The 17689-nt window shown below is 71.1% G+C and carries 20 protein-coding genes and 7 tRNA genes; 16 read left to right on the top strand and 11 right to left on the bottom strand.

Features of this window, described 5'->3' with window-relative positions; translation table 11 throughout:
* Positions 1-372 precede the first annotated feature (372 nt).
* Positions 373-1098 (top strand): 3'-5' exonuclease family protein, encoded by a 726-nt coding sequence (locus tag ACZ4U4_RS12300; protein ID WP_467873103.1) that lies wholly within the window; start codon positions 373-375, stop codon positions 1096-1098.
* Positions 1099-1200: 102 nt separating this feature from the next.
* Here ACZ4U4_RS12300 and ACZ4U4_RS12295 read toward each other — a convergent pair.
* The 3 genes from ACZ4U4_RS12295 to ACZ4U4_RS12285 all read right to left on the bottom strand — a co-directional run bounded on the left by ACZ4U4_RS12295 (position 1201) and on the right by ACZ4U4_RS12285 (position 2019).
* Positions 1201-1272, bottom strand: a tRNA-Val gene (locus ACZ4U4_RS12295).
* Between the two features lie 128 nt (positions 1273-1400).
* Positions 1401-1862 (bottom strand): SRPBCC family protein, encoded by a 462-nt coding sequence (locus tag ACZ4U4_RS12290; protein ID WP_467872187.1) that lies wholly within the window; start codon positions 1860-1862, stop codon positions 1401-1403.
* 85 nt (positions 1863-1947) lie between these two features.
* A tRNA-Val gene (locus tag ACZ4U4_RS12285) sits at positions 1948-2019 on the bottom strand.
* Between the two features lie 493 nt (positions 2020-2512).
* On the opposite strand from ACZ4U4_RS12285, the gene ACZ4U4_RS12280 reads away from it, so the two are divergent.
* Together ACZ4U4_RS12280 and ACZ4U4_RS12275 are read left to right on the top strand one after the other, a co-directional pair.
* Entirely contained in the window at positions 2513-2926 is a 414-nt protein-coding gene (locus ACZ4U4_RS12280; protein WP_003959770.1) for an SsgA family sporulation/cell division regulator, read from the top strand.
* Positions 2927-3152: 226 nt separating this feature from the next.
* A complete protein-coding gene (locus tag ACZ4U4_RS12275; protein ID WP_467872184.1) occupies positions 3153-3719 on the top strand; it encodes a CGNR zinc finger domain-containing protein in 567 nt (188 codons plus the stop codon).
* A gap of 24 nt (positions 3720-3743) precedes the next feature.
* Here ACZ4U4_RS12275 and ACZ4U4_RS12270 read toward each other — a convergent pair whose 3' ends face one another.
* Together ACZ4U4_RS12270 and ACZ4U4_RS12265 are read right to left on the bottom strand one after the other, a co-directional pair.
* Positions 3744-3899 (bottom strand): hypothetical protein, encoded by a 156-nt coding sequence (locus ACZ4U4_RS12270; RefSeq protein WP_169749979.1) that lies wholly within the window; start codon positions 3897-3899, stop codon positions 3744-3746.
* 68 nt (positions 3900-3967) lie between these two features.
* Positions 3968-4420: a hypothetical protein gene (locus ACZ4U4_RS12265; RefSeq protein WP_467872181.1), complete on the bottom strand. Its 453-nt coding sequence runs from the start codon at positions 4418-4420 to the stop codon at positions 3968-3970.
* A gap of 175 nt (positions 4421-4595) precedes the next feature.
* Between ACZ4U4_RS12265 and ACZ4U4_RS12260 the strand changes: the two genes are divergently transcribed.
* The gene (locus ACZ4U4_RS12260) at positions 4596-5123 is read left to right on the top strand and encodes a DsbA family protein (protein WP_467872178.1); all 528 of its coding nucleotides are present in this window, start codon (positions 4596-4598) and stop codon (positions 5121-5123) included.
* Between the two features lie 7 nt (positions 5124-5130).
* Here ACZ4U4_RS12260 and ACZ4U4_RS12255 read toward each other — a convergent pair whose 3' ends face one another.
* The 3 genes from ACZ4U4_RS12255 to ACZ4U4_RS12245 are packed head-to-tail and all read right to left on the bottom strand — an operon-like array spanning position 5131 to position 7887.
* Positions 5131-5961, bottom strand: a complete 831-nt coding sequence (locus ACZ4U4_RS12255; RefSeq protein WP_467872176.1) for a GNAT family N-acetyltransferase — start codon at positions 5959-5961, stop codon at positions 5131-5133.
* 34 nt (positions 5962-5995) lie between these two features.
* Entirely contained in the window at positions 5996-6820 is an 825-nt protein-coding gene (locus tag ACZ4U4_RS12250) for an aminotransferase class IV (protein ID WP_467872173.1), read from the bottom strand.
* The gene (locus ACZ4U4_RS12245; RefSeq protein ID WP_467872170.1) at positions 6817-7887 is read right to left on the bottom strand and encodes a chorismate-binding protein; all 1071 of its coding nucleotides are present in this window, start codon (positions 7885-7887) and stop codon (positions 6817-6819) included. Before ACZ4U4_RS12245 ends, ACZ4U4_RS12250 begins: the two co-directional genes overlap by 4 nt.
* A 177-nt stretch (positions 7888-8064) precedes the next feature.
* Between ACZ4U4_RS12245 and ACZ4U4_RS12240 the strand changes: the two genes are divergently transcribed.
* The 5 genes from ACZ4U4_RS12240 (at position 8065) to ACZ4U4_RS12220 (ending at position 8528) form a co-directional block, all read left to right on the top strand.
* Positions 8065-8137: transfer RNA gene (locus ACZ4U4_RS12240), tRNA-Gly, on the top strand.
* A 35-nt stretch (positions 8138-8172) separates the two neighbouring features.
* A tRNA-Cys gene (locus ACZ4U4_RS12235) sits at positions 8173-8246 on the top strand.
* Between the two features lies 1 nt (position 8247).
* Positions 8248-8319 (top strand) — tRNA-Val (locus tag ACZ4U4_RS12230).
* A 25-nt stretch (positions 8320-8344) separates the two neighbouring features.
* Positions 8345-8416, top strand: a tRNA-Val gene (locus ACZ4U4_RS12225).
* 40 nt (positions 8417-8456) lie between these two features.
* A tRNA-Val gene (locus ACZ4U4_RS12220) sits at positions 8457-8528 on the top strand.
* A 264-nt stretch (positions 8529-8792) separates the two neighbouring features.
* Here ACZ4U4_RS12220 and ACZ4U4_RS12215 read toward each other — a convergent pair.
* A complete protein-coding gene (locus tag ACZ4U4_RS12215; RefSeq protein WP_467872166.1) occupies positions 8793-9002 on the bottom strand; it encodes a hypothetical protein in 210 nt (69 codons plus the stop codon).
* A 655-nt stretch (positions 9003-9657) separates the two neighbouring features.
* On the opposite strand from ACZ4U4_RS12215, the gene ACZ4U4_RS12210 reads away from it, so the two are divergent.
* Positions 9658-11040, top strand: coding sequence for a serine/threonine-protein kinase (locus ACZ4U4_RS12210; RefSeq protein WP_467873100.1), 1383 nt, complete (start codon positions 9658-9660; stop codon positions 11038-11040).
* A gap of 155 nt (positions 11041-11195) precedes the next feature.
* Here ACZ4U4_RS12210 and ACZ4U4_RS12205 read toward each other — a convergent pair whose 3' ends face one another.
* Positions 11196-11375, bottom strand: a complete 180-nt coding sequence (locus ACZ4U4_RS12205; protein ID WP_467872164.1) for a MerR family transcriptional regulator — start codon at positions 11373-11375, stop codon at positions 11196-11198.
* Positions 11376-11398: 23 nt separating this feature from the next.
* Positions 11399-11926, bottom strand: coding sequence for a hypothetical protein (locus ACZ4U4_RS12200; RefSeq protein ID WP_467872161.1), 528 nt, complete (start codon positions 11924-11926; stop codon positions 11399-11401).
* A 964-nt stretch (positions 11927-12890) separates the two neighbouring features.
* Here ACZ4U4_RS12200 and ACZ4U4_RS12195 point away from each other — a divergent pair.
* The 6 genes from ACZ4U4_RS12195 to ACZ4U4_RS12170 form a co-directional block, all read left to right on the top strand.
* Positions 12891-13793: an SCO6745 family protein gene (locus ACZ4U4_RS12195; RefSeq protein ID WP_467872158.1), complete on the top strand. Its 903-nt coding sequence runs from the start codon at positions 12891-12893 to the stop codon at positions 13791-13793.
* Positions 13794-13869: 76 nt separating this feature from the next.
* On the top strand, positions 13870-15108 hold the full coding sequence (locus ACZ4U4_RS12190; RefSeq protein ID WP_467872155.1) for a cytochrome P450: 1239 nt from the start codon (positions 13870-13872) through the stop codon (positions 15106-15108).
* Between the two features lie 4 nt (positions 15109-15112).
* Entirely contained in the window at positions 15113-15331 is a 219-nt protein-coding gene (locus ACZ4U4_RS12185; protein ID WP_467872153.1) for a ferredoxin, read from the top strand.
* Between the two features lie 16 nt (positions 15332-15347).
* Positions 15348-16880 carry an FAD-dependent monooxygenase gene (locus ACZ4U4_RS12180; RefSeq protein ID WP_467872151.1) on the top strand — a complete coding sequence of 511 codons (1533 nt, stop codon included), beginning with the start codon at positions 15348-15350 and terminating at the stop codon, positions 16878-16880.
* Between the two features lie 42 nt (positions 16881-16922).
* Positions 16923-17567: a hypothetical protein gene (locus tag ACZ4U4_RS12175; protein WP_467872148.1), complete on the top strand. Its 645-nt coding sequence runs from the start codon at positions 16923-16925 to the stop codon at positions 17565-17567.
* Between the two features lie 26 nt (positions 17568-17593).
* The coding region (locus tag ACZ4U4_RS12170; protein WP_281179312.1) for a biotin carboxylase N-terminal domain-containing protein at positions 17594-17689 on the top strand (96 nt) is incomplete at its 3' end.

Raw genomic sequence — 17689 nt, 5'->3', positions numbered from 1 at the left:
GAGGGGCCGGCCGGGACGTCCGGTGGCGGCCGTACGGGGCGGCCGGGCCGCCGGGCGAGCGGCGGGGCGGGGGCGGTGCGCGGGGACGGCCCGCCGGGCTCGGGCGTTCGGGCGGCCGTGCCGGTGCGGGCGGGGCCCCTTGCGCGAGGCTCCGTCCGACGAGTCCGCGGCCGGACAGGTGCCGCACCCGTCCTTCTGGTTGTCTCCCCGTCAAGTGACCCGCAAACAAATGCGGTTCGGCGACACCACGAGGCGGGTATCACCTGCTCGGGCCGCGGGCCGTCGCGTCGTCCCCGGCAGCTCGGCGCACGGCGTCGGCCGGCCGGCGGCGGGCGCCCGCGCCGTGGTGTCGGAGTGCGAGGAGGGGCGATGGTGCCGAGTTGGTACGACGGTCCGCTGGCGGCGTTCGGCGTCGGGACGACCGGAGACGATCCCGAGACCGACCGCGTCGTCGCGGCGGCGCTGGCGGTCCAGGAGACCCCCGGCGCCTCCCCGGCGCTCACCCGCTGGCTGATCAGTCCCGGCGTGGAGATCCCCGAGGCGGCGACGGCGGCGCACGGTCTGACCGCCGGGCACCTCGCCCGCCGCGGCCGCTGGCCGGCGCCCGCGGTCGACGAGATCGCCCGGGCGCTGGCCTCGCAGGCGGCGTCCGGCCGCCCGGTGGCCGTGCTGGACGCCCCGTTCACCCTGACGCTCATGGACCGCGAGGCGACCCGCCACCGCGCCACGTCCCTGACCGGCTATCTCGGCAGCCATCCGCTGTACGTCCTCGACCCGCTGGTCCTCGACGCCCACCTGGACCGCTACCGCAAGGGCGACCGCGCCCTTCCCGACCTCTGTGCGCAGTACGACGTCAAGCCGTCCGTCGGCGGGCACGGCACCGGACGCACCGCCGACGAGACGCTCACCGTCCTGGAGGTGGTCCGCGCGCTGGGCCGCCGCTTCGCCGCCCGCCTCGCCCGGCTGCGCCCCGACGAACTCCACACCCTCCAGACGACGTGGTTCGGGTCGCAGGTCCGCGATCGGCAGACGTGGTTCCCGCGCGGCGGCGCGGTCGACGATCAGTGGCCGATGCGGCCCGCGGCCCCGGAGAAGTAGGACGCGTAGGGCGCACCGCGCGGAAATGCGCGGGGAGTTCGGAATTGCCGCCCCAACGAAAAGGTCCGGGCCGTCAGTTGACGGCCCGGACCTTGATCCCGGTGGGCGATACTGGGTTCGAACCAGTGACCTCTTCGGTGTGAACGAAGCGCTCTCCCACTGAGCTAATCGCCCGGGTGTCGGCGGGGTTTCCCTCGCGAACGACCTGAACAATACAGGCCGCCACGGCTTTCCAACAAATTCCTTCCCCCGAGCCCTGCGGCACCCCCGTACCGGTCACGCGGTGCGACGGCCGGACGCCGTCAGCGGGCCAGCCACGCCGCCAGACCGCGCCGCCCGGAGCGCATCATCAGCGCGTGGTTGAGCACGAACAGCGGCCGGCCGGGCAGCGCCAGCCACCGCAGCAGCGGCTTGTGCACCTCCACCGCCTGTTCGAACACGACCCGCGTCCCGCCGCCGCGCGCCGTGACCGTCCACCGCACCCAGCCCTCAAGATCGCCGCGAAGCGTCACCTCCAGCACTCCGGCACGCGGGTCCCGCCCGCCTTCACCTGCGACGACGTCCAGGTCGTACGGGAGGAACGAGCGGAAGCGCGCCGTCCCGCCGGACTCGTCGGTGCGATCGACGGCGCGCACCTGGGGCCACCACAGCGGATAGCTCTCGACGCGTTCGAGGATGGCGTAGACGACCGCGGGCGGGGCGTCGGGCAGCAGCCACACGCTGCGGAAGCGGTAGCGGTGGAGTGCGCGCGACCAGGAGGGCATGGGTTCAGTGTGCCGCTCCGGGGCGGAGGGGACCCAACAACCGCGAAGGTCCGGAGGCTTGGAGCCTCCGGACCTTCGGCCAGGGTGGGCGATACTGGGTTCGAACCAGTGACCTCTTCGGTGTGAACGAAGCGCTCTCCCACTGAGCTAATCGCCCGGCGCACGGCACACATTACCCCACGCGGACGGGGCTCCGTGACCACCCGGACGGCCACCGACGCAGGTCATCGCCGCCCGCGCCGCATCCGACGGGTCCGTCCGTCCCGTCCGGCACCCGCCCCCGCCCGGCCTCGCCCGGTCGCACGAAGCGCCGCGCCGGCGAAGATCACCGGCCGGCCGGGGCGGGAGCGGCGACCACGACTCCGCCCCGAGCACCGGACCGGTTCCGACCGAGACCGGACCGGTTCCGAGGAGTGCCGCACCGCCCCACCGAGCAGCACCCCTCCGTAACCCTCCGTATTCGCGCCATCAATGCCGAAGTGTCCCGTCCACCCGAATATCCATGGGGGACGATCTTTCAATCCGCCGTCAGAGGTACCCGAAGCCACCCAAAACGCTCAGAGGGGTTTACAACGGCACCGTAGGTGGCATGTCGATTTCGCCGACGTGCGAATCCCCGAGCGCACACTGAGCGAAAGGCCCTGGCGCTTATGAACACCACGGTCAGCTGCGAGCTGCACCTGCGCCTCGTTGTGTCGAGCGAGTCCTCACTGCCTGTACCGGCGGGCCTGCGGTATGACACGGCCGATCCTTACGCCGTGCATGCCACCTTCCATACCGGAGCCGAGGAGACCGTCGAGTGGGTTTTCGCCCGCGATCTCCTCGCCGAGGGCCTGCACCGGCCCACCGGCACCGGCGACGTCCGCGTCTGGCCGTCCCGGAGCCACGGACAGGGCGTGGTCTGCATCGCCCTGAGTTCCCCGGAAGGCGAGGCCCTCCTGGAGGCCCCCGCACGGGCCCTCGAATCGTTCCTCAAAAGGACCGACGCCGCGGTGCCTCCCGGCACCGAGCATCGGCATTTCGATCTCGACACAGAGCTCTCCCACATCCTCGCGGAGAGCTGAGACGCACCACAGCCACCCACCGCAACCAACCCGCACCCGTCCGCGGCGTCCGACTCGGGGAGACGCCGCGGGACCGACAAGTTCATACGGCACGCTCCGGCGCCGTCGCCGCGGACCCACCGCGGCGACGGCGCCGCGGCATGGGCGACACGCTAGAGTCGACGACCATTCCGCAAGGACTCGGGGGCGGCTCCCGCGCCGCCCCACCCTGCCTGGGAGCGAAACCGTGATGATCACGCACGACACCCGGTGCGCCCTGGACGCGGTCGTCGACCTGCTGAACACCGCCCCGGAGGGCGAGGCGGCCGGCGGTCCGGACACCCTGACCGACACGGCCGCACTGCAGGAATTCATCGCGCGGCACGGCATCAGCAGCGTCGGCGCCCTCGACGACACCGATCTGGGCGCCGTAAGAGCGCTGCGCGCCCGCTTCGCGGAGGTTTTCGCCGCGCCCGACGACCGCAGGGCCGCCGCACTGCTGAACACGCTGATCGCCTCGGCGGGCACCACCCCGCAGCTGACCGATCACGACGGCTACGACTGGCACGTCCACTACTTCGCGCCGGGCGCCTCGGTCGCGCACCGTCTGGCGGCCGACTGCGGTATGGGGCTGGCGTTCCTGGTGGTGGCAGGTGAGCGGGAGCGGCTGCGGCGCTGTGAGGCGCCGGGCTGCCGGCACACGTTCGTCGATCTCTCCCGGAACCGCTCCCGGCGCTACTGCTCCAGCCGGACCTGCGGCAACCGGTTGCACGTCGCCGCCTACCGGGCACGGCAGCGGGAGGCCGCGGACTGAGCCGCACCGGCCACGTCCCGGCCCTCACTGGAGGTACAGGTCGTGGACGGCGCCCAGCAACAGCAGCAGGCCGATGAAGGCGAGGAAGAGCATCAGGGGTGGCTGGGACAGCGCGAAAAGACATCCGCGCGGTTCGGGGGCCGGGGCTTCATCCCGGGCCAGGGCGCACTCATCGTTCATTTCGCGACGATCATGGCGCAGCCGATCGGTCGCGAATGCCCAATTACCCCCTCAGTGGCGGTAGTTCATCAGATCCCGTGTTTTTTGAGGATCGCTTCGATGTCCGAGAAGTCATCCTCAGGAGCAGCGGCTTTCCCCTTGGCTGCGCCCGCGGAACCGGAGGCCGTACGCCCCGCTCCGAGGGACGGGGCGGAGGCGCCCGGGGACACCGCCGCACCACGGGCGGAGGCCGCGGCCCGGCGCTCCTTGCGGCTGCCGACACCGCCCCGGCGGCGCTCCACGGCGCGGCCGATCATGAGCAGTACGACCGAGAGCGCCAGCAGGCCGAACCCGGCCCAGACCGTCGGCTTGAGGACGAGCCCGGTGATCCAGTCGATGATGCCGGTCATCGCCAGGCCGATCGGGATCAGGGCGAACGCCGCGATGCGCATCGCGGCGAGGAAACGCTTGCGGTAGGCCGTCAGGGCGGCGACGGCCAGGCCCGCCGCCGACACCGCGGCGCATACGGTCGATGTCAGCATCGGGTCCTCCTGTCCTAGGTGGGAGGGAGCGCACCCTGCGTCCCCCTTCCTCCATCCTGCCCTGTCCGGCGTCCTCGCGGCCATGCCCGGCCGTGGTGATCAGGGAGATCTCCGGGTCGGACTCCTCCCGAGGTCCAGGTGCCCCTACCGCCCGGCGGGCTGGAAGACTGGCCCCATGAACGACTCCCCCGCCTCCGGCGCACCGTCCTCCGCCCCCGTCGTCCTGGACGTCTGGTGCGAGCTGCAGTGCCCGGACTGCCACACCGCCCAGGACGATCTACGCGCCCTGCGCGAGCGCTACGGCGACCGGCTGGACATCCGGCTGCGCCACTTCCCCCTGGAGAAGCACAAGCACTCCTACGCGGCGGCGCAGGCCGCCGAAGAGGCCGCCGAGCAGGGCAAGGGCCAGGAGTTCACCGAGGCGGTGCTGGCCCGCACCGAGGAGCTGGGCCGCTCCGGCGAACGGCTGCTGCTGGAGGTCGCGGACGCGCTGGGCCTGGACTCCGACGAGCTGGACACCGCGCTGATCGACGGCCGCCATCTGCTGATCGTCGACGCCGACCACGCCGAGGGCAAGGCGATCGGCGTACGGGGCACCCCCACGTACGTCATCGGCGGGGAGCTGCTGGACGGCAGCGCGAACCAGGAGGGGCTGCGGGCCCGGGTCGAGGAGATCGCGGACCGGCTGCTCGCCGAGGACTGAGCCGCGCTCAGAGGAGCGGCTTGGCCAGCAGCAGCCCGGTGGGGCGGTAGCCCAGGGCCGCGCAGAGGCCGCGTGCGGCGGCGTCGTCCGCGCGGACGGTCAGAGCGATCAGGGGCGCCCCGGCGGCCAGGCACTCCCGCTCCGCGACGCCCAGCAGGGCCCGACCGTGGCCGTGGCCGCGGTGTTCCGGGGCGACGCGGACGTCGAGGACGCGGCCACCGGGCAGGTCCGGCGGCCGCAGAGCGGTCCAGACATGGCCGACGTCGGTGCCGCGGGCGGTGAGGAGCCGCACCGCGTGGTGCTCGGTGGCGGCGCCCTCCGGGAGCAGCGCGCGGTGTTCGGCCTCCGCCGCACGGGTGGCTTCCTCCGGGGTCGGCCCCAGTGCGGCGAGGAGGTGGGCGCGGTCCGCGACCGCGGTGGTGCGCCAGGACGGGTACCCGTCGGCGGTCAGCGGACGGTCCTCGAAGCCGGTCGGCAACTGCGGGACGGCGACGATCACCTTGGCCAGGTGGTGGGCGCGTTCGGTGTACCCCAGGGCCGCCGCGAGGCGCAGCGCGGCCTCCCCGCCGGCCGGGGCGGTCACCGCGATCCGGCGGCAGCCCCAGCCGCGCAGGACCTCCTCGGCGGCGAGGGCGGCGACGGTGGCCCGGCCGCGGCGGCGGTCGGCGGCGTCGACCGCCAGCTCCTCGATGTGGCCCGTGGCGGGCCCGGTGAGCGGGTCGGTGGTGAGCCGGACGCCGCCCACCCGGCGGCTGTTGACGCAGATGTCGTAACGGCGGGCGCGGTGGCCCGCGCCGTCTCGGTCCTCCGGTCCCGCGGGACGCAGCGTGGTGGTCACGGGGACCTTCTACCCGCCGCCGCGGCCCTTCACCTCACCGCGGGTCGAAGTCGGCGGCGGCGCCCGCATCGAAGGCGCGCATCGCGGCGCGCGTCACCGGGCCTGGTACGCCCCCGAGTTGGCGGTCGTCGACCCGCGTCACCGCCTGGACGTCGCGGAGCGTCGACGTCAGGAAGATCTCCTCGGCGCTCTCCAGTGCGTCCAGCGGCAGATCGGTCTCCTTGGCACCGGCCCAGGCGACGGTCAGCGCGCGGGTGATCCCGGCCAGGCAGCCGGAGGTCAGCGGCGGGGTGTGCAGTTCCCCGTCGAGGACGACGAAGACGTTCGAGCCGGTGCCCTCGCAGAGCGCGCCGACGGTGTTGCCGAACAGCGCCTCGGAGGCACCGCGTTCCCGGGCCCGGGCGAGCGCGACGACGTTCTCGCCGTACGAGGTGGTCTTCAGGCCCGTGAGCGCGCCCCGTTCGTTACGCGTCCAGGGGACGGTGACGGCGGCGGTGGTGTCGGGGCGGCGGGTCGCCTCGCCGACGGCGATGAGCAGGGTCGCGGGGGCGTCGCCGCGGTCGGAGCCGAGGGGCGACTCGCCGCCGGTGTAGGTGATCCGCAGCCGGCCGAGCGCCATCGCGTTGGCGTCGAGGACGGCGGCGCAGCCGCGGCGTACCTCGTCGAGGTCCGGCTCGGGCAGCCCCAGACCGCGGGCGGAGTGGGCGAGCCGCTCCAGGTGGCGGGTGAGGGCGAAGGCGCGGCCGCCCTCGGCCTTGACCGTCTCGAAGACGCCGTCGCCGACCGTCAGTCCGTGGTCGAAGACGGACACCCGGGCCCGGCCGGCCTCCTGCAGTGCCCCGTCCAGCCAGATCCTCATGGTGCCGTCCTTCCGTTCACGTCGAGCTGACCCGACGCTACCGCGAGCAGCCGGCGCGCCTTCAGTTCGGTCTCCGCCCACTCGCGCTCCGGGTCGGAGTCCCAGATGATCCCGGCGCCCGCACCGAACCGCAGCTCGGGCCCGTCCGCCGCGATGCGGTCGATCCAGAAGGTACGGATGCCGACGGCCAGCTCACCGGTGCCGCGGTCGGCGTCGACCCAGCCGATGCCGCCGCAGTACGGGCCGCGGGGCGCCGCCTCCAGTTCGTCGATGATCCGCAGCGCCCTCCCCTTGGGCGCGCCGGTGATCGAACCGGGCGGGAAGGTGGCGGTGAGGAGATCGGCCCAGGCGCTCTTGGCGTACTGCTCGTCGATCTCCCCGCGCACGGTGGAGACGAGGTGGACGAGGCCGGGGTGTTCCTCGACGGCGCAGAGCGCGGGGACGGTGACGCTACCGGTGGCGCAGACCCGGCCGAGGTCGTTGCGGACCAGGTCGACGATCATCACGTTCTCCGCGCGGTCCTTGTCCGTCAGATCCGCGGCGCTGCGCCCGGTCCCCTTGATGGGGCCGGACTCGACGGTCCGCCCGTCGCGGCGCAGATACAGCTCGGGCGAGGCGGTGGCGACCTCGACGCCGTGCGCCGGGAGCCGGATGGTGCCCGCGTACGGCGCGGGGTTGCCGAGGGCCAGTACGGCGGTGAGCGCGTCGATGTCGCTGCGCCCGGGGTCGGGCAACGGCGCGCTCAGGACCCGGCAGAGGTTCACCTGATAGACGTCGCCCGTCCCGATGTAGGCGCGTACGCGGCGCACCCCGTCCATATAGGCGGCGCGGTCCAGGGAGCTGCGCCAGTCGCCGGGGGCGGGGCCGTGCCAGGCGCGGGGGTCGGGAGCGTCGGCCGGTGTGGCGGGCCGGACGTCGGCGAAGCGGGCGCAGATCACCTCCCCCTCGAATCCGGCCACCACCGCCCACCAGCCCGTGGAGTCCAGGGCTGCGGGGTCGGTGGTGACGTCGCGGAGATCGGTCGCGATGAGGCCGCCGAAGCGGGCCACAGGAGGGAGGTCGTGCACGTCAGCGAGTCTAGGTCGCGGGCCTCTCCGGCGCCGTGGCCGAGCCAGAAGCGCGGCACCTGCACAAACGCGTTTTTGTACTGGCCCAGGAATCCGCTAGAGTTCAACACGTCGCCGGGAAGCGCAAGCGCCCCGGAGGCCCGGTAGCTTCCCGGACACCGTCCGGGAGAGTCACCTGCGGACGTAGCTCAGTTGGTAGAGCACCACCTTGCCAAGGTGGATGTCGCGAGTTCGAGTCTCGTCGTCCGCTCGATGTGGGGGATCATCCCGAACCCCTACGCTCTAGGTGGAGTGGCCGAGAGGCGAGGCAACGGCCTGCAAAGCCGTCTACACGGGTTCAAATCCCGTCTCCACCTCCAAGGACGATTAGCTCAGCGGGAGAGCGCTTCCCTGACACGGAAGAGGTCACTGGTTCAATCCCAGTATCGTCCACTGCTCGGTAACATGTACGGGCCCCGCGCGATTAGCTCAGCGGGAGAGCGCTTCCCTGACACGGAAGAGGTCACTGGTTCAATCCCAGTATCGCGCACGCAGCACCCGCAGAGGACTTCGGTTCTCCGCGGTCCCGAGGACGATTAGCTCAGCGGGAGAGCGCTTCCCTGACACGGAAGAGGTCACTGGTTCAATCCCAGTATCGTCCACACCGCAGACCGGAGGGCCGGAGCAGCGTCAGTTGCTCCGGCCCTTCGGCGTTCCCGGAAATGCCGGAAGCCCTCATCCCCCGTACGAGGGTGGGGAGTTGGCGTACGGATCCGTGGACGGGTCGGTCGTGCCGGAAAAACCCGCGTGGCCGGGCATCTCCCCAGATGCCCGGCCACGCGTGCCGTCCGTGACACCCCCGTCCCCACGGGGCTGGGCCACGCTTCCCCCGTCCCGGGCCGCTCTCCCGGGACCGGGACGCCGTTTCAGCGCCCCAGCAACACGGCCACGGACGACGCCTGCGTCATGACGGCTTCCCAGCCGCCGAAGACCACACAGAGCAGGACCGCGAGCGGCAGCGCCATGGCGACCGCGATCAGCGGATGACGGGTGCCCGAAGGGCGGCGGACGCCGAGCGGGGCGACGCGTTCGCGCCACCGCACCCGCAGCGCCGTGCGCCCCTGTGGATCCGTCATCCCGGCTCCTGTCGTCTGGTGGTGGCGGCGAGCACAGGACCTCGGGGGACGAGTACGGCGCCCGCCGCTCGGTCTCCACAGTAGGCAACCGCCCGGGGGTGGACGTCAGCCCGTCGTACCGATGAACGGCCTCCAGGAGGAGGAGAGCGGGCCGGGATGCGTACTCCGCTGGTTGCAGAACCGACCCCGGGGTGACCCTGAGGTGCCCGGCGCTCCGGGGCGGGGCGAGTTGTCCGGGACGGGGCGGGCGCGTGCATCCCGGTCGCGGATGGACAGATACCCCAACGGGTGACTTCTCTCACTCCCCGAGCGGCCCGTGCCGCCCGCCGGGGACCGGGCGCGGAGCGGATTCCGCCCGGTACGCCGCGACTTGGCCGCGGGGACGCCGTTTCCGGCCGCACGCCGGAGTCGCCGTCCGCAGGCGGCCCTGCGGGCCAATGTCCCTGCTGAGGGAGGGGGTTGGGGGCCGGCGGCGGGCGAGGGCGGGGACCGGCCGGAAATCACCGTGGGCGCGGGCCCGTCGGCGGCCGCCTCCGGTGCCCGTTGCGGGCTCATGCGCGGCCTCTCAGCGCGCCGCGCCGTCAATCCGTAAGCTGTGCCACGTCAGACGGTTGGCACGGAGTGGGTCTTGCCCACCGCAGGTATGGGGACGGACATGGCGATGATGCGGCTCCGGCGCGAGGACCCGCGTGTCGTCGGGACTTTCCGGCTGCACCGGCGGCTCGGCGCGGGCGGGATGGGCGTCGTCTATCTCGGCTCGGACAAACGCGGGCAGCGGGTGGCGCTGAAGGTGATCCGCCCGGATCTCGCGGAGGACCAGGAGTTCCGTTCCCGGTTCGCGCGGGAGGTGTCGGCGGCCCGGCGGATCCGCGGCGGCTGCACGGCACGGCTGGTCGCCGCCGATCTCGACGCGGACCGCCCGTGGTTCGCCACCCAGTACGTACCGGGCCCGTCGCTGCACGACAAGGTGAACGAGGAGGGGCCGCTCGACCCCGCGCAGGTCGCCTCGATCGGGGCGGCGCTGTCCGAGGGACTGCTGGCCGTCCATGACGCGGGTGTGGTCCACCGCGACCTCAAGCCGTCCAACATCCTGCTGTCCCCCAAGGGGCCGCGGATCATCGACTTCGGCATCGCCTGGGCGACCGGCGCCAGCACGCTCACGCACGTCGGGACGGCCGTCGGCTCCCCCGGTTTCCTCGCGCCCGAGCAGGTACGGGGCGCCGCGGTGGCCCCGGCGACCGACATCTTCGCGCTCGGCGCCACCCTCGCGTACGCCTGCACCGCCGACTCCCCCTTCGGGCAGGGAAGTTCGGAGGTGATGCTGTACCGCGTGGTGCACGAGGAGGCGCAGCTCGCCGGCGTCCCGGACGCGCTGGCGCCGCTGCTCGCGGCCTGTCTGGCGAAGGATCCGGCGGACCGGCCCAGCACGCTGTCACTGTCGCTGCGGCTGAAGGAGATCGCCGCCCGGGAGGCACACGGGCTGTCGGGCGCCCCGCAGGACGGTGCGCTCGGCGGTGCGGCGGCCGGTCCCGCCCGCGGTGAGCGGCGGACCGGCGAGCGGCCCACCGGGCGGCGCGCCGATGCCTACGCGCGTCAACGCACCGAGCGGGGCGCGGCCGGGACGCCCGCGCCGCGTCCGTCGTCCGGGAGCGCGCCCCGGCCCTCGCAGCGTGAGGCGGCGGCGCGCGGCGCCGGGCCCGCCTCGTCACCCGGCCGTCGGCCGACCGGCGGGCGGCCCGCGGGACGGGTCCCCACCGCCCGGCCCGGCGGCGGCCGCAAGACGCCGCGTACGCAGCCGCGCCCGACCTCGGGCGGCCGCCGGCCGGGGCCCGACCGGCGGCTGATGCGGCAGCGGATCCTGGTGTTCGTCACGGTGACGCTGCTGGTGGCCCTGGGAATCGCGGCGGCACAGGGCTGCCAGGGGCCGACGCGCGGGCTGGGCGGCGAACGGTCCGTACCGATCGGGCAGAGCGCCGTGGAGATGCCGCGGGGGCACTCCCCCGACGACGGCCGGCCGTCCGACGACGCGGCAAGCTGAGCCGCACCAGGTTTGCATCGCAGCCGTACGCCCGGGGGCCTGTCAGGCTCCGGGGCGTACGGCTGACGGCTTTTCGGGCGGTGGGGCGGCCCGTCGTGACGGCGTAGAAGGCGACCGCTGCGGCGGCGACGTTGAGGGAATCCGCACAGGTCAGGTCAAGGTCCCGTCGTGCGCCGATCTCGCACTGCCGTGGCGGCCAGCTCGTAAAGTTCATCCAGGTCGTACGCAGCGCGCTGCGGGCTGCCGTAGCGGGTGATCTTCCCACGGCTAGCCCATTTGCGGATGGTGGCCGGGGAAACCCCCAAGGCCAGAGCAGCCAGGTCGGTCGGCACCATGCGCCGCCTCCCGTCGGCAGCACTCATCTCTGCTTCCCCGAAACCGCCGGGCTCCGGCGGAGGGCCAGCAGCAACCAGTCCTCGGGAGGCGGGGCATGACCGCTCTCGCAGACCACCTCCGAAGGCACCGCGCCGGGGCCCGCCTCCGTGATCACTGCGTACAGCTGCCCGGTGCAGTGAGGCTGGGAACAGCTACCCAGCGGCATTCTGCGTACCACTCGCGCGAGCCCATGAAGCGAGCGACAGGCGTCGAGCAGCGCGGCGATCTCGTAGTCGAAATCGGGGGCTGCCGGATGTTCCGCCAGCCAGGGCACATGGCTGTCGAGGAAACTGGCCAACCCCATGACGCTGCAGTCCCCGGGGGCAGGGAGGTTTCGTTCCTCGACGACCAGGCGCGCCCAGGAGGCCAGCAGTTCGATGATCTCCGACCGCAGCGTCAGCACGGAGTCGTCGAGGGCGATACCGACCGCCCTGCTGCCGCTGACCCGCTCCCGTAACCAGCCTTGGGGCCGCGTCAGCTCCTCGTCGCTTTCCCTGTACGCCTCCACCACATCACACAGACCGACACGGAGGCGGTCGTAGCAGGGGCAGCACAGCCGCGAGGGCCCTCTTCCCTCACTCTGTTCGCCGCCGCCCCTTCGCGACTTGACGCACTGAGGAGATGCGCAATCCCGCACGACGCGCATGCGACCCAGATCAATGCCGTGACTGTCGAGCGCCGAAGGGCGTTGTTTGAGCGGAGACACAGCAATCCCTTTCATTCCATTTCGCGTGGAGAGGAGATCGCTTGGTGCGTACGCGTGACCACACGCCTTCACCGGGTCGCCCGCGAGAATCCAAGCACCAAGCTCAACGAGAATTCAATGAGGATTGAAATCTAGCCGCCCTGTCGCGCCCAAAACCATCCCCCATATTCACTGACGCCCTACCTCGGAGAACCCTCTGACGCAAGTCCGGGATGCGCCAGTATCAGCAGGCAGAATTCGCAAGCACATCCTGTGAAACGACGACGCAGCCCGTCAACAGCAGGCCAGGTGACCTGAGTCACGACTTGGTGATGTTTGCCGAGATTCGCGAGGTGGCACTACCCATGCCGCCGTACGGTGAACCCTTCGCGAAAGCATCAGGTCGAGAAGCGAGCAAAAACCGACCCGGCAGTCGCATATCTCGAATGAGCCCAACTCCACATAACGCTGTTGACCTGGGAGAAGAGCAAACGTTGACAGCGGGGGGAGTACACTGTCACACTTATCTGGCGGCACACGCATGCCGCTTTCCAGGGTCCACTTCCCTTCGCGGGAGAAGCTCACGGCAGCCGCTTCCCCTTCTGTGACCCATCACGGATCACCCGCACCCGCGATATACGCCGGGAATGCAAAAGCTCTCACCGAATTCAACGCGGCCTTTCGTACGCCCCCGGTGTGAGCAGTTTCCCCTTCTCCGCCCGACCGCGAAGGTCCGGCGCTGCGCTCCGCCTTGGCCCGATCCCTCTCCCCGACATGTTTTAGGGGTGCCATGAACGCCTCGCCACCCAGCGTTCGTTCCGCCGCGCGTCGCTGCGCACAAGCCGTCAACGCACTGCACTCCATTCCCTACTTCACGACCGATCTCGCGGACCGGCTGGCCCCGTTCGGTGTCACCGATCAGTCCAGCGTCTACATGGCCGGGCGCGCGTCACCTCTCGGCGCGGTCGACGCCCCGATGGTGACCGCGCTCTTCCACGCGTTCGCGCCCGGCTTCGTTGCGGAGCGCGTACCTGCCATCTGGCGGTGCGTATCTCCCGAACAAGCCATTGCCTCACGTGAGGCGGCTGCCGGAGCGGCGCTGGAACGGCTTCTCGGCACCGATGTCATACGGTCGGCCGCGATGGCGGAAGCGGCGCAGCTCGCCGGCGCGGCCGCCACGGGATGCCCGCTTCCCGGGCGCCCTCTCCACGCGGCCAATGCTGCTCTCGACCAGCCCGAGGAACCCCATATCGCGCTGTGGCACGCCGCGACCATGCTCCGCGAGTACCGCGGGGACGGTCATGTCGCGATCCTCAGCCACGCAGAACTCACCGGAGTCGAAGCACTCGTCATCGACTGCGCGAGTGAGCACGGCATGCCCAAGGAGATCGTCAGGCCCATGCGCGGGTGGACCGAAACTGATTGGGCACTCGCGCAGGAAAGGCTGCGGGAGCGCGGTCTGGTGAACCGCGAAGGAACACTGACCACATGCGGCGCCGCGCTGCGGGACGAAGTCGAGCACGAGACCGGACGACTCGACCGTCGACCTTATGAACTCCTGGGTGATTCCGGCGTCAGGAAGCTGGCCGAACTCGTCCACGGATGGGTCCGCACGGCAGCCGGGTCCCATGTTTTCCCCGCGCCCCTGCGGACCTTTTTCGCCCCCGACACGCGCCAGTGGAACCTTCTCTGAGCGGCCCGACCGCCGCCCACACCCTGCACTGCCACTCGTACCGATTCCTGAGGACCGACCAGAGGAAGGACCATCCATGGACTTGTCCGCACCGGCCGTACCGCCGATCGCTCTCTTTTCTCCCGAGTACTACCAGAATCCACACCCCACGCTGACGTGGCTTCAGGAGAACTCACCGGTACATGAATTCACGTTCCCCGTCGGTGACGTCCGCACATGGATGGTGACACGTTTCGACGACGTCAAGACCGTACTGGCCGATCCCCGGTGCAGCACGGAAAGCGTCACCTGGGGAAACGACGAGTTCCGTGCCGCGGGTCTGGTGATTGCGGAGGGCACCATTCTGGAGCGAGGCATCACCGTGGTGGATCCGCCCGCGCACACCCGGTTGCGCCGACTGGCGATGAGCGCCTTCACCACCCGCCGGGTGGAACAGTGGCGCCAGACCGTGCACCACGTCGTCGACCGGACCCTTGCTGCCTGTGCACGACAGGGGGACTTCGATGTCATGGATGACTACGCGGGCGAGGTGTCCGCCGGAGTGCTCGGGGTGATCCTCGGGTTCCGCATCGAACGGCACCGGGAACTGGTCACGGCCCTCAACGAAGCGTTCCCGTCCGACCCCGCGCTGATAGACCGGGCTCCCGCGGCCTTCGGCCGGATCTGCGAGTACGCCGCCGAACTCGTTGCAGAGAAACGTCACGCCCCCTCCGACGACCTGACCTCCGCACTGATCCAGACCAGCAACGAGGGCGAGCGGCTGTCCGCGGACGAGTTGACCGGGCTGGTAGCCGCCATGATCATGGGCGGCAGCGACACCGTCCGCGGATTCATCGGCAATGCGGCCCTCGCGCTCCTCGATCACCCGGACCAGAGCAAGCTGCTTCTGGAAAACCCCGAACTGGCGGACGGCGCCGTCGAGGAACTGCTCCGATACGAAGGGGCATTGAGCACAGCTCTGTTCCGCATCACGACTGAGGAGATCCACCTCTCGGGTACCCGGCTGCCCGCCGGAGCACCGATCATCGCTGCGCTGCTGGCGGCCAACCGGGATCCGCGCCGGTTCGACCACCCCGAGCGTCTCGACATCACCCGCAGCGGACCTCGGCACGTGGGGTTCGGACACGGGCTGCACAACTGTATCGGCGCGGCACTGGCTCGGCTCGAAGGCGCGATCGCGATTCCCGCCCTGTTCCAGCGGTTTCCGCAACTCTCCCTGGCCGTACCGCGAGATGAGCTGCGGTACATCGACAACTGGGCCATCCGGCGACTGACCGCCCTGCCGGTCGCCCGGTCGGGGAAGTCCGGGGCCTGACGCGATGCGAGCAACCGCGCGGGTCGACCGGACGCTCTGCCGTGGCACGGGACTGTGCGAGGTGATGGATTCCCGTCTGTTCTCGCTGAGCGACGACGGCACCGCCCTCGCCCGTCCCCTCGGACCGGGCCACGCCCCGGAAGCCCTCCTCGAACAGCTCCAGGACATCGCGGACTGCTGCCCTACCGGAGCCATCACCATCACCACGACCGACGAAGAGTAAGGAGGAGCAGAAACAGATGCACACGGACTCCACCACCGCCACCGGCCTCCGGACGGACACGGACGTCGTCGTCATCGGAGCCGGGCCAGCGGGGCTGATGCTCGCCGCCGAACTGAGGCTGGCCGGCGCCCGGGTCATCGTCCTGGAGAAGGAGAACACCCCCACCAAGGAATCCCGTGGCATGGGATTCACCGCCCGCACGCTGGAGGTGTTCGACCAGCGTGGGCTGCTGCCGAGACTTGGGGAACTCAACCGGTCGCCCGGCGGCCACTTCGGAAGCGTGCCGGTCGACTTCGCCGTCGGCGACGGATCTCACGCCAGCGTCACGGGCGTCTCGCAGGCACGGACCGTGGCCATGCTCGGTGAGTGGGCCGAGGAGGCGGGAGCCGATGTGCGGTACGGACATCGGCTCACCGGATTCACCGACGCCGGCGAGTCCGTCGAGGTGCATGTGCAGGGGCCTGCCGGTGAGCTGCGGTTGTCGGCGTCGTATCTGGTGGGCTGCGACGGCAGCCGCAGCGTGGTGCGCACGTCGGGCGGGTTCGCCTTCCCCGGCACCGACGCGACGGCGGAACTGCTGCTGGCCGACGTGAAGGGCCTGGAACTCTCCGCGCTGTGGTCGGGTGAGCGGCGCCCGGGCGGCATGCTGCTGGCCGCGCCGCTGGGTGAAGGCGTCATGCGCGTCGTCGTCTCGGAGCACGGCCGCACGCCACGATCCCGCACCGAGCCGCCACTGTTCTCCGAAGTGGCCGATGCCTGGAAGCGGGTCAGCGGGGACGACATCTCCGCCGCCACCCCGGTCTGGGTCAGCTCGTTCGGGGACGCCGCACGGCAGGCGAGCGAGTACCGCAGAGGCCGGGTGTTCCTGGCCGGGGATGCCGCGCACATCCACCTGCCGGCCAGTGGCCAAGGTATGAACGTCAGCATCCAGGACGCCGTGAACCTTGGCTGGAAGCTCGGCGCCGTGGTGACAGGCCGCTCGGACTCCGCGCTCCTCGACACCTACCACGCGGAACGCCATCCGATCGGCGCCGAGTTGCTGCGGAACACCCGTGCCCAAGCGGTGCTGTTCCTCGGCGGCAGCGAGATACAGCCGCTGCGCGACGTCCTCGCCGCGGTGTTCCGTACCGAGGGCGCCGCCCACCACCTAGCCGGTCTGGTCAGCGGGCTGGACATCCGCTACGACGTCGGGCCGGGCACCCACCCGCTGATCGGGCGGCGGATGCCGAAGACGGAACTGCTCCTGGACGACGGCCACACGACCACCACTACCGAACTCCTGCACCCCGCGCGGGGACTGCTGCTGACCCTGGGCGCGGGCCCGGAGCCACGCCGCGTCGCCCGGAACTGGGCCGACCGGGTGGACATCGTCCTTTCGCGGCTCCGTCACATGCCCCCGGCACAGGCCCTCCCGCCGTTCCAGCTCTCCGAATCCCAGGCCGTCCTGGTGCGACCGGACGGATACGTGGCATGGGTGAGCGAGGAAAACGGCGGGGACGACGGCCTCTCCGAAGCCCTGCACCGCCATTTCGGCGCTCCTCTCGACTGATCGCCTGCCTCATCCACCACGACAAGCCCTCAGGGGGACACCGTGACCCAATCGCCGTCGGCCGTACCGCACCTCGCACGCCCCGACGCACACGCGGCCTTCGTGACCTACCGGTACGTGGCCGACGCCGGCCAGGGACGGGCCCTGCTCGACGAGATCGCAGATGCCTGGGAGAAGGCCGAACGGCCCAAGGAGATCCTTGCGTTCTTCTGCTACCTGAGCACCGACGGCACCACCGTGATGACCTACGCGCAGTGCTCGGACGGCACGGTCTACCGCCCCTTCGCCGGTGGCCTGCCCGTCGCCGCGGCCCGCGTTGAACCGATCGAGTTCCGCCTGCATCGCAGCGTGGTGCTCGATCCCACGGCGGGCCCGCCGAACGCCTTGGTCACCGCCCTCTTCGACGTGGACGGCGCGGAGCGACAACAGCGCATCGTCGCGTCGGTCGCCGAGAACCTGGAGAAGGCGCCCGCGGACGAGTACACGGGCCTGATCGCCTCACACTTCCACCTCAGCGTCGACGGCACCCGCGTGATCAACTTCGCGGAGTGGACGAGCGACGAGGCCCATGTCGTGTTCCTCGACGGAGCCACGCGCCACAGCTCGCTGCGGATCACCAACGACATGCCGGGAGTCCGTCCTATCGGATACCGGCGCTACCACCTATACCGGAGCGTCGGCTCCTGACCGGCCGCGGAGGTATCAGATTCATGCTGCGCAAGGTGCTCATCGCCAACCGTGGCGAAATCGCTGTCCGCGTAGCCCGTGCATGCCGGGATGCCGGAATCGGGAGTGTGGCGGTCTACGCC

This window comes from Streptomyces sp. NPDC029159 (assembly GCF_055564055.1).
Note: the sequence above shows the minus strand (reverse complement) of the source record. Positions and strands in the feature narration are given on the sequence as shown.

Bases quoted from the DNA above. Each gene is read 5' to 3' on its own strand.
- ACZ4U4_RS12290 (WP_467872187.1), bottom strand. From the start codon at position 1,862: ATGCCCTCCTGGTCGCGCGCACTCCACCGCTACCGCTTCCGCAGCGTG.
- ACZ4U4_RS12280 (WP_003959770.1), top strand. From the start codon at position 2,513: ATGAACACCACGGTCAGCTGCGAGCTGCACCTGCGCCTCGTTGTGTCG.
- ACZ4U4_RS12270 (WP_169749979.1), bottom strand. From the start codon at position 3,899: ATGAACGATGAGTGCGCCCTGGCCCGGGATGAAGCCCCGGCCCCCGAA.
- ACZ4U4_RS12265 (WP_467872181.1), bottom strand. From the start codon at position 4,420: ATGCTGACATCGACCGTATGCGCCGCGGTGTCGGCGGCGGGCCTGGCC.
- ACZ4U4_RS12260 (WP_467872178.1), top strand. From the start codon at position 4,596: ATGAACGACTCCCCCGCCTCCGGCGCACCGTCCTCCGCCCCCGTCGTC.
- ACZ4U4_RS12250 (WP_467872173.1), bottom strand. From the start codon at position 6,820: ATGAGGATCTGGCTGGACGGGGCACTGCAGGAGGCCGGCCGGGCCCGG.
- ACZ4U4_RS12215 (WP_467872166.1), bottom strand. From the start codon at position 9,002: ATGACGGATCCACAGGGGCGCACGGCGCTGCGGGTGCGGTGGCGCGAA.
- ACZ4U4_RS12210 (WP_467873100.1), top strand. From the start codon at position 9,658: ATGGCGATGATGCGGCTCCGGCGCGAGGACCCGCGTGTCGTCGGGACT.
- ACZ4U4_RS12205 (WP_467872164.1), bottom strand. From the start codon at position 11,375: ATGGTGCCGACCGACCTGGCTGCTCTGGCCTTGGGGGTTTCCCCGGCC.
- ACZ4U4_RS12195 (WP_467872158.1), top strand. From the start codon at position 12,891: ATGAACGCCTCGCCACCCAGCGTTCGTTCCGCCGCGCGTCGCTGCGCA.
- ACZ4U4_RS12190 (WP_467872155.1), top strand. From the start codon at position 13,870: ATGGACTTGTCCGCACCGGCCGTACCGCCGATCGCTCTCTTTTCTCCC.
- ACZ4U4_RS12185 (WP_467872153.1), top strand. From the start codon at position 15,113: ATGCGAGCAACCGCGCGGGTCGACCGGACGCTCTGCCGTGGCACGGGA.
- ACZ4U4_RS12180 (WP_467872151.1), top strand. From the start codon at position 15,348: ATGCACACGGACTCCACCACCGCCACCGGCCTCCGGACGGACACGGAC.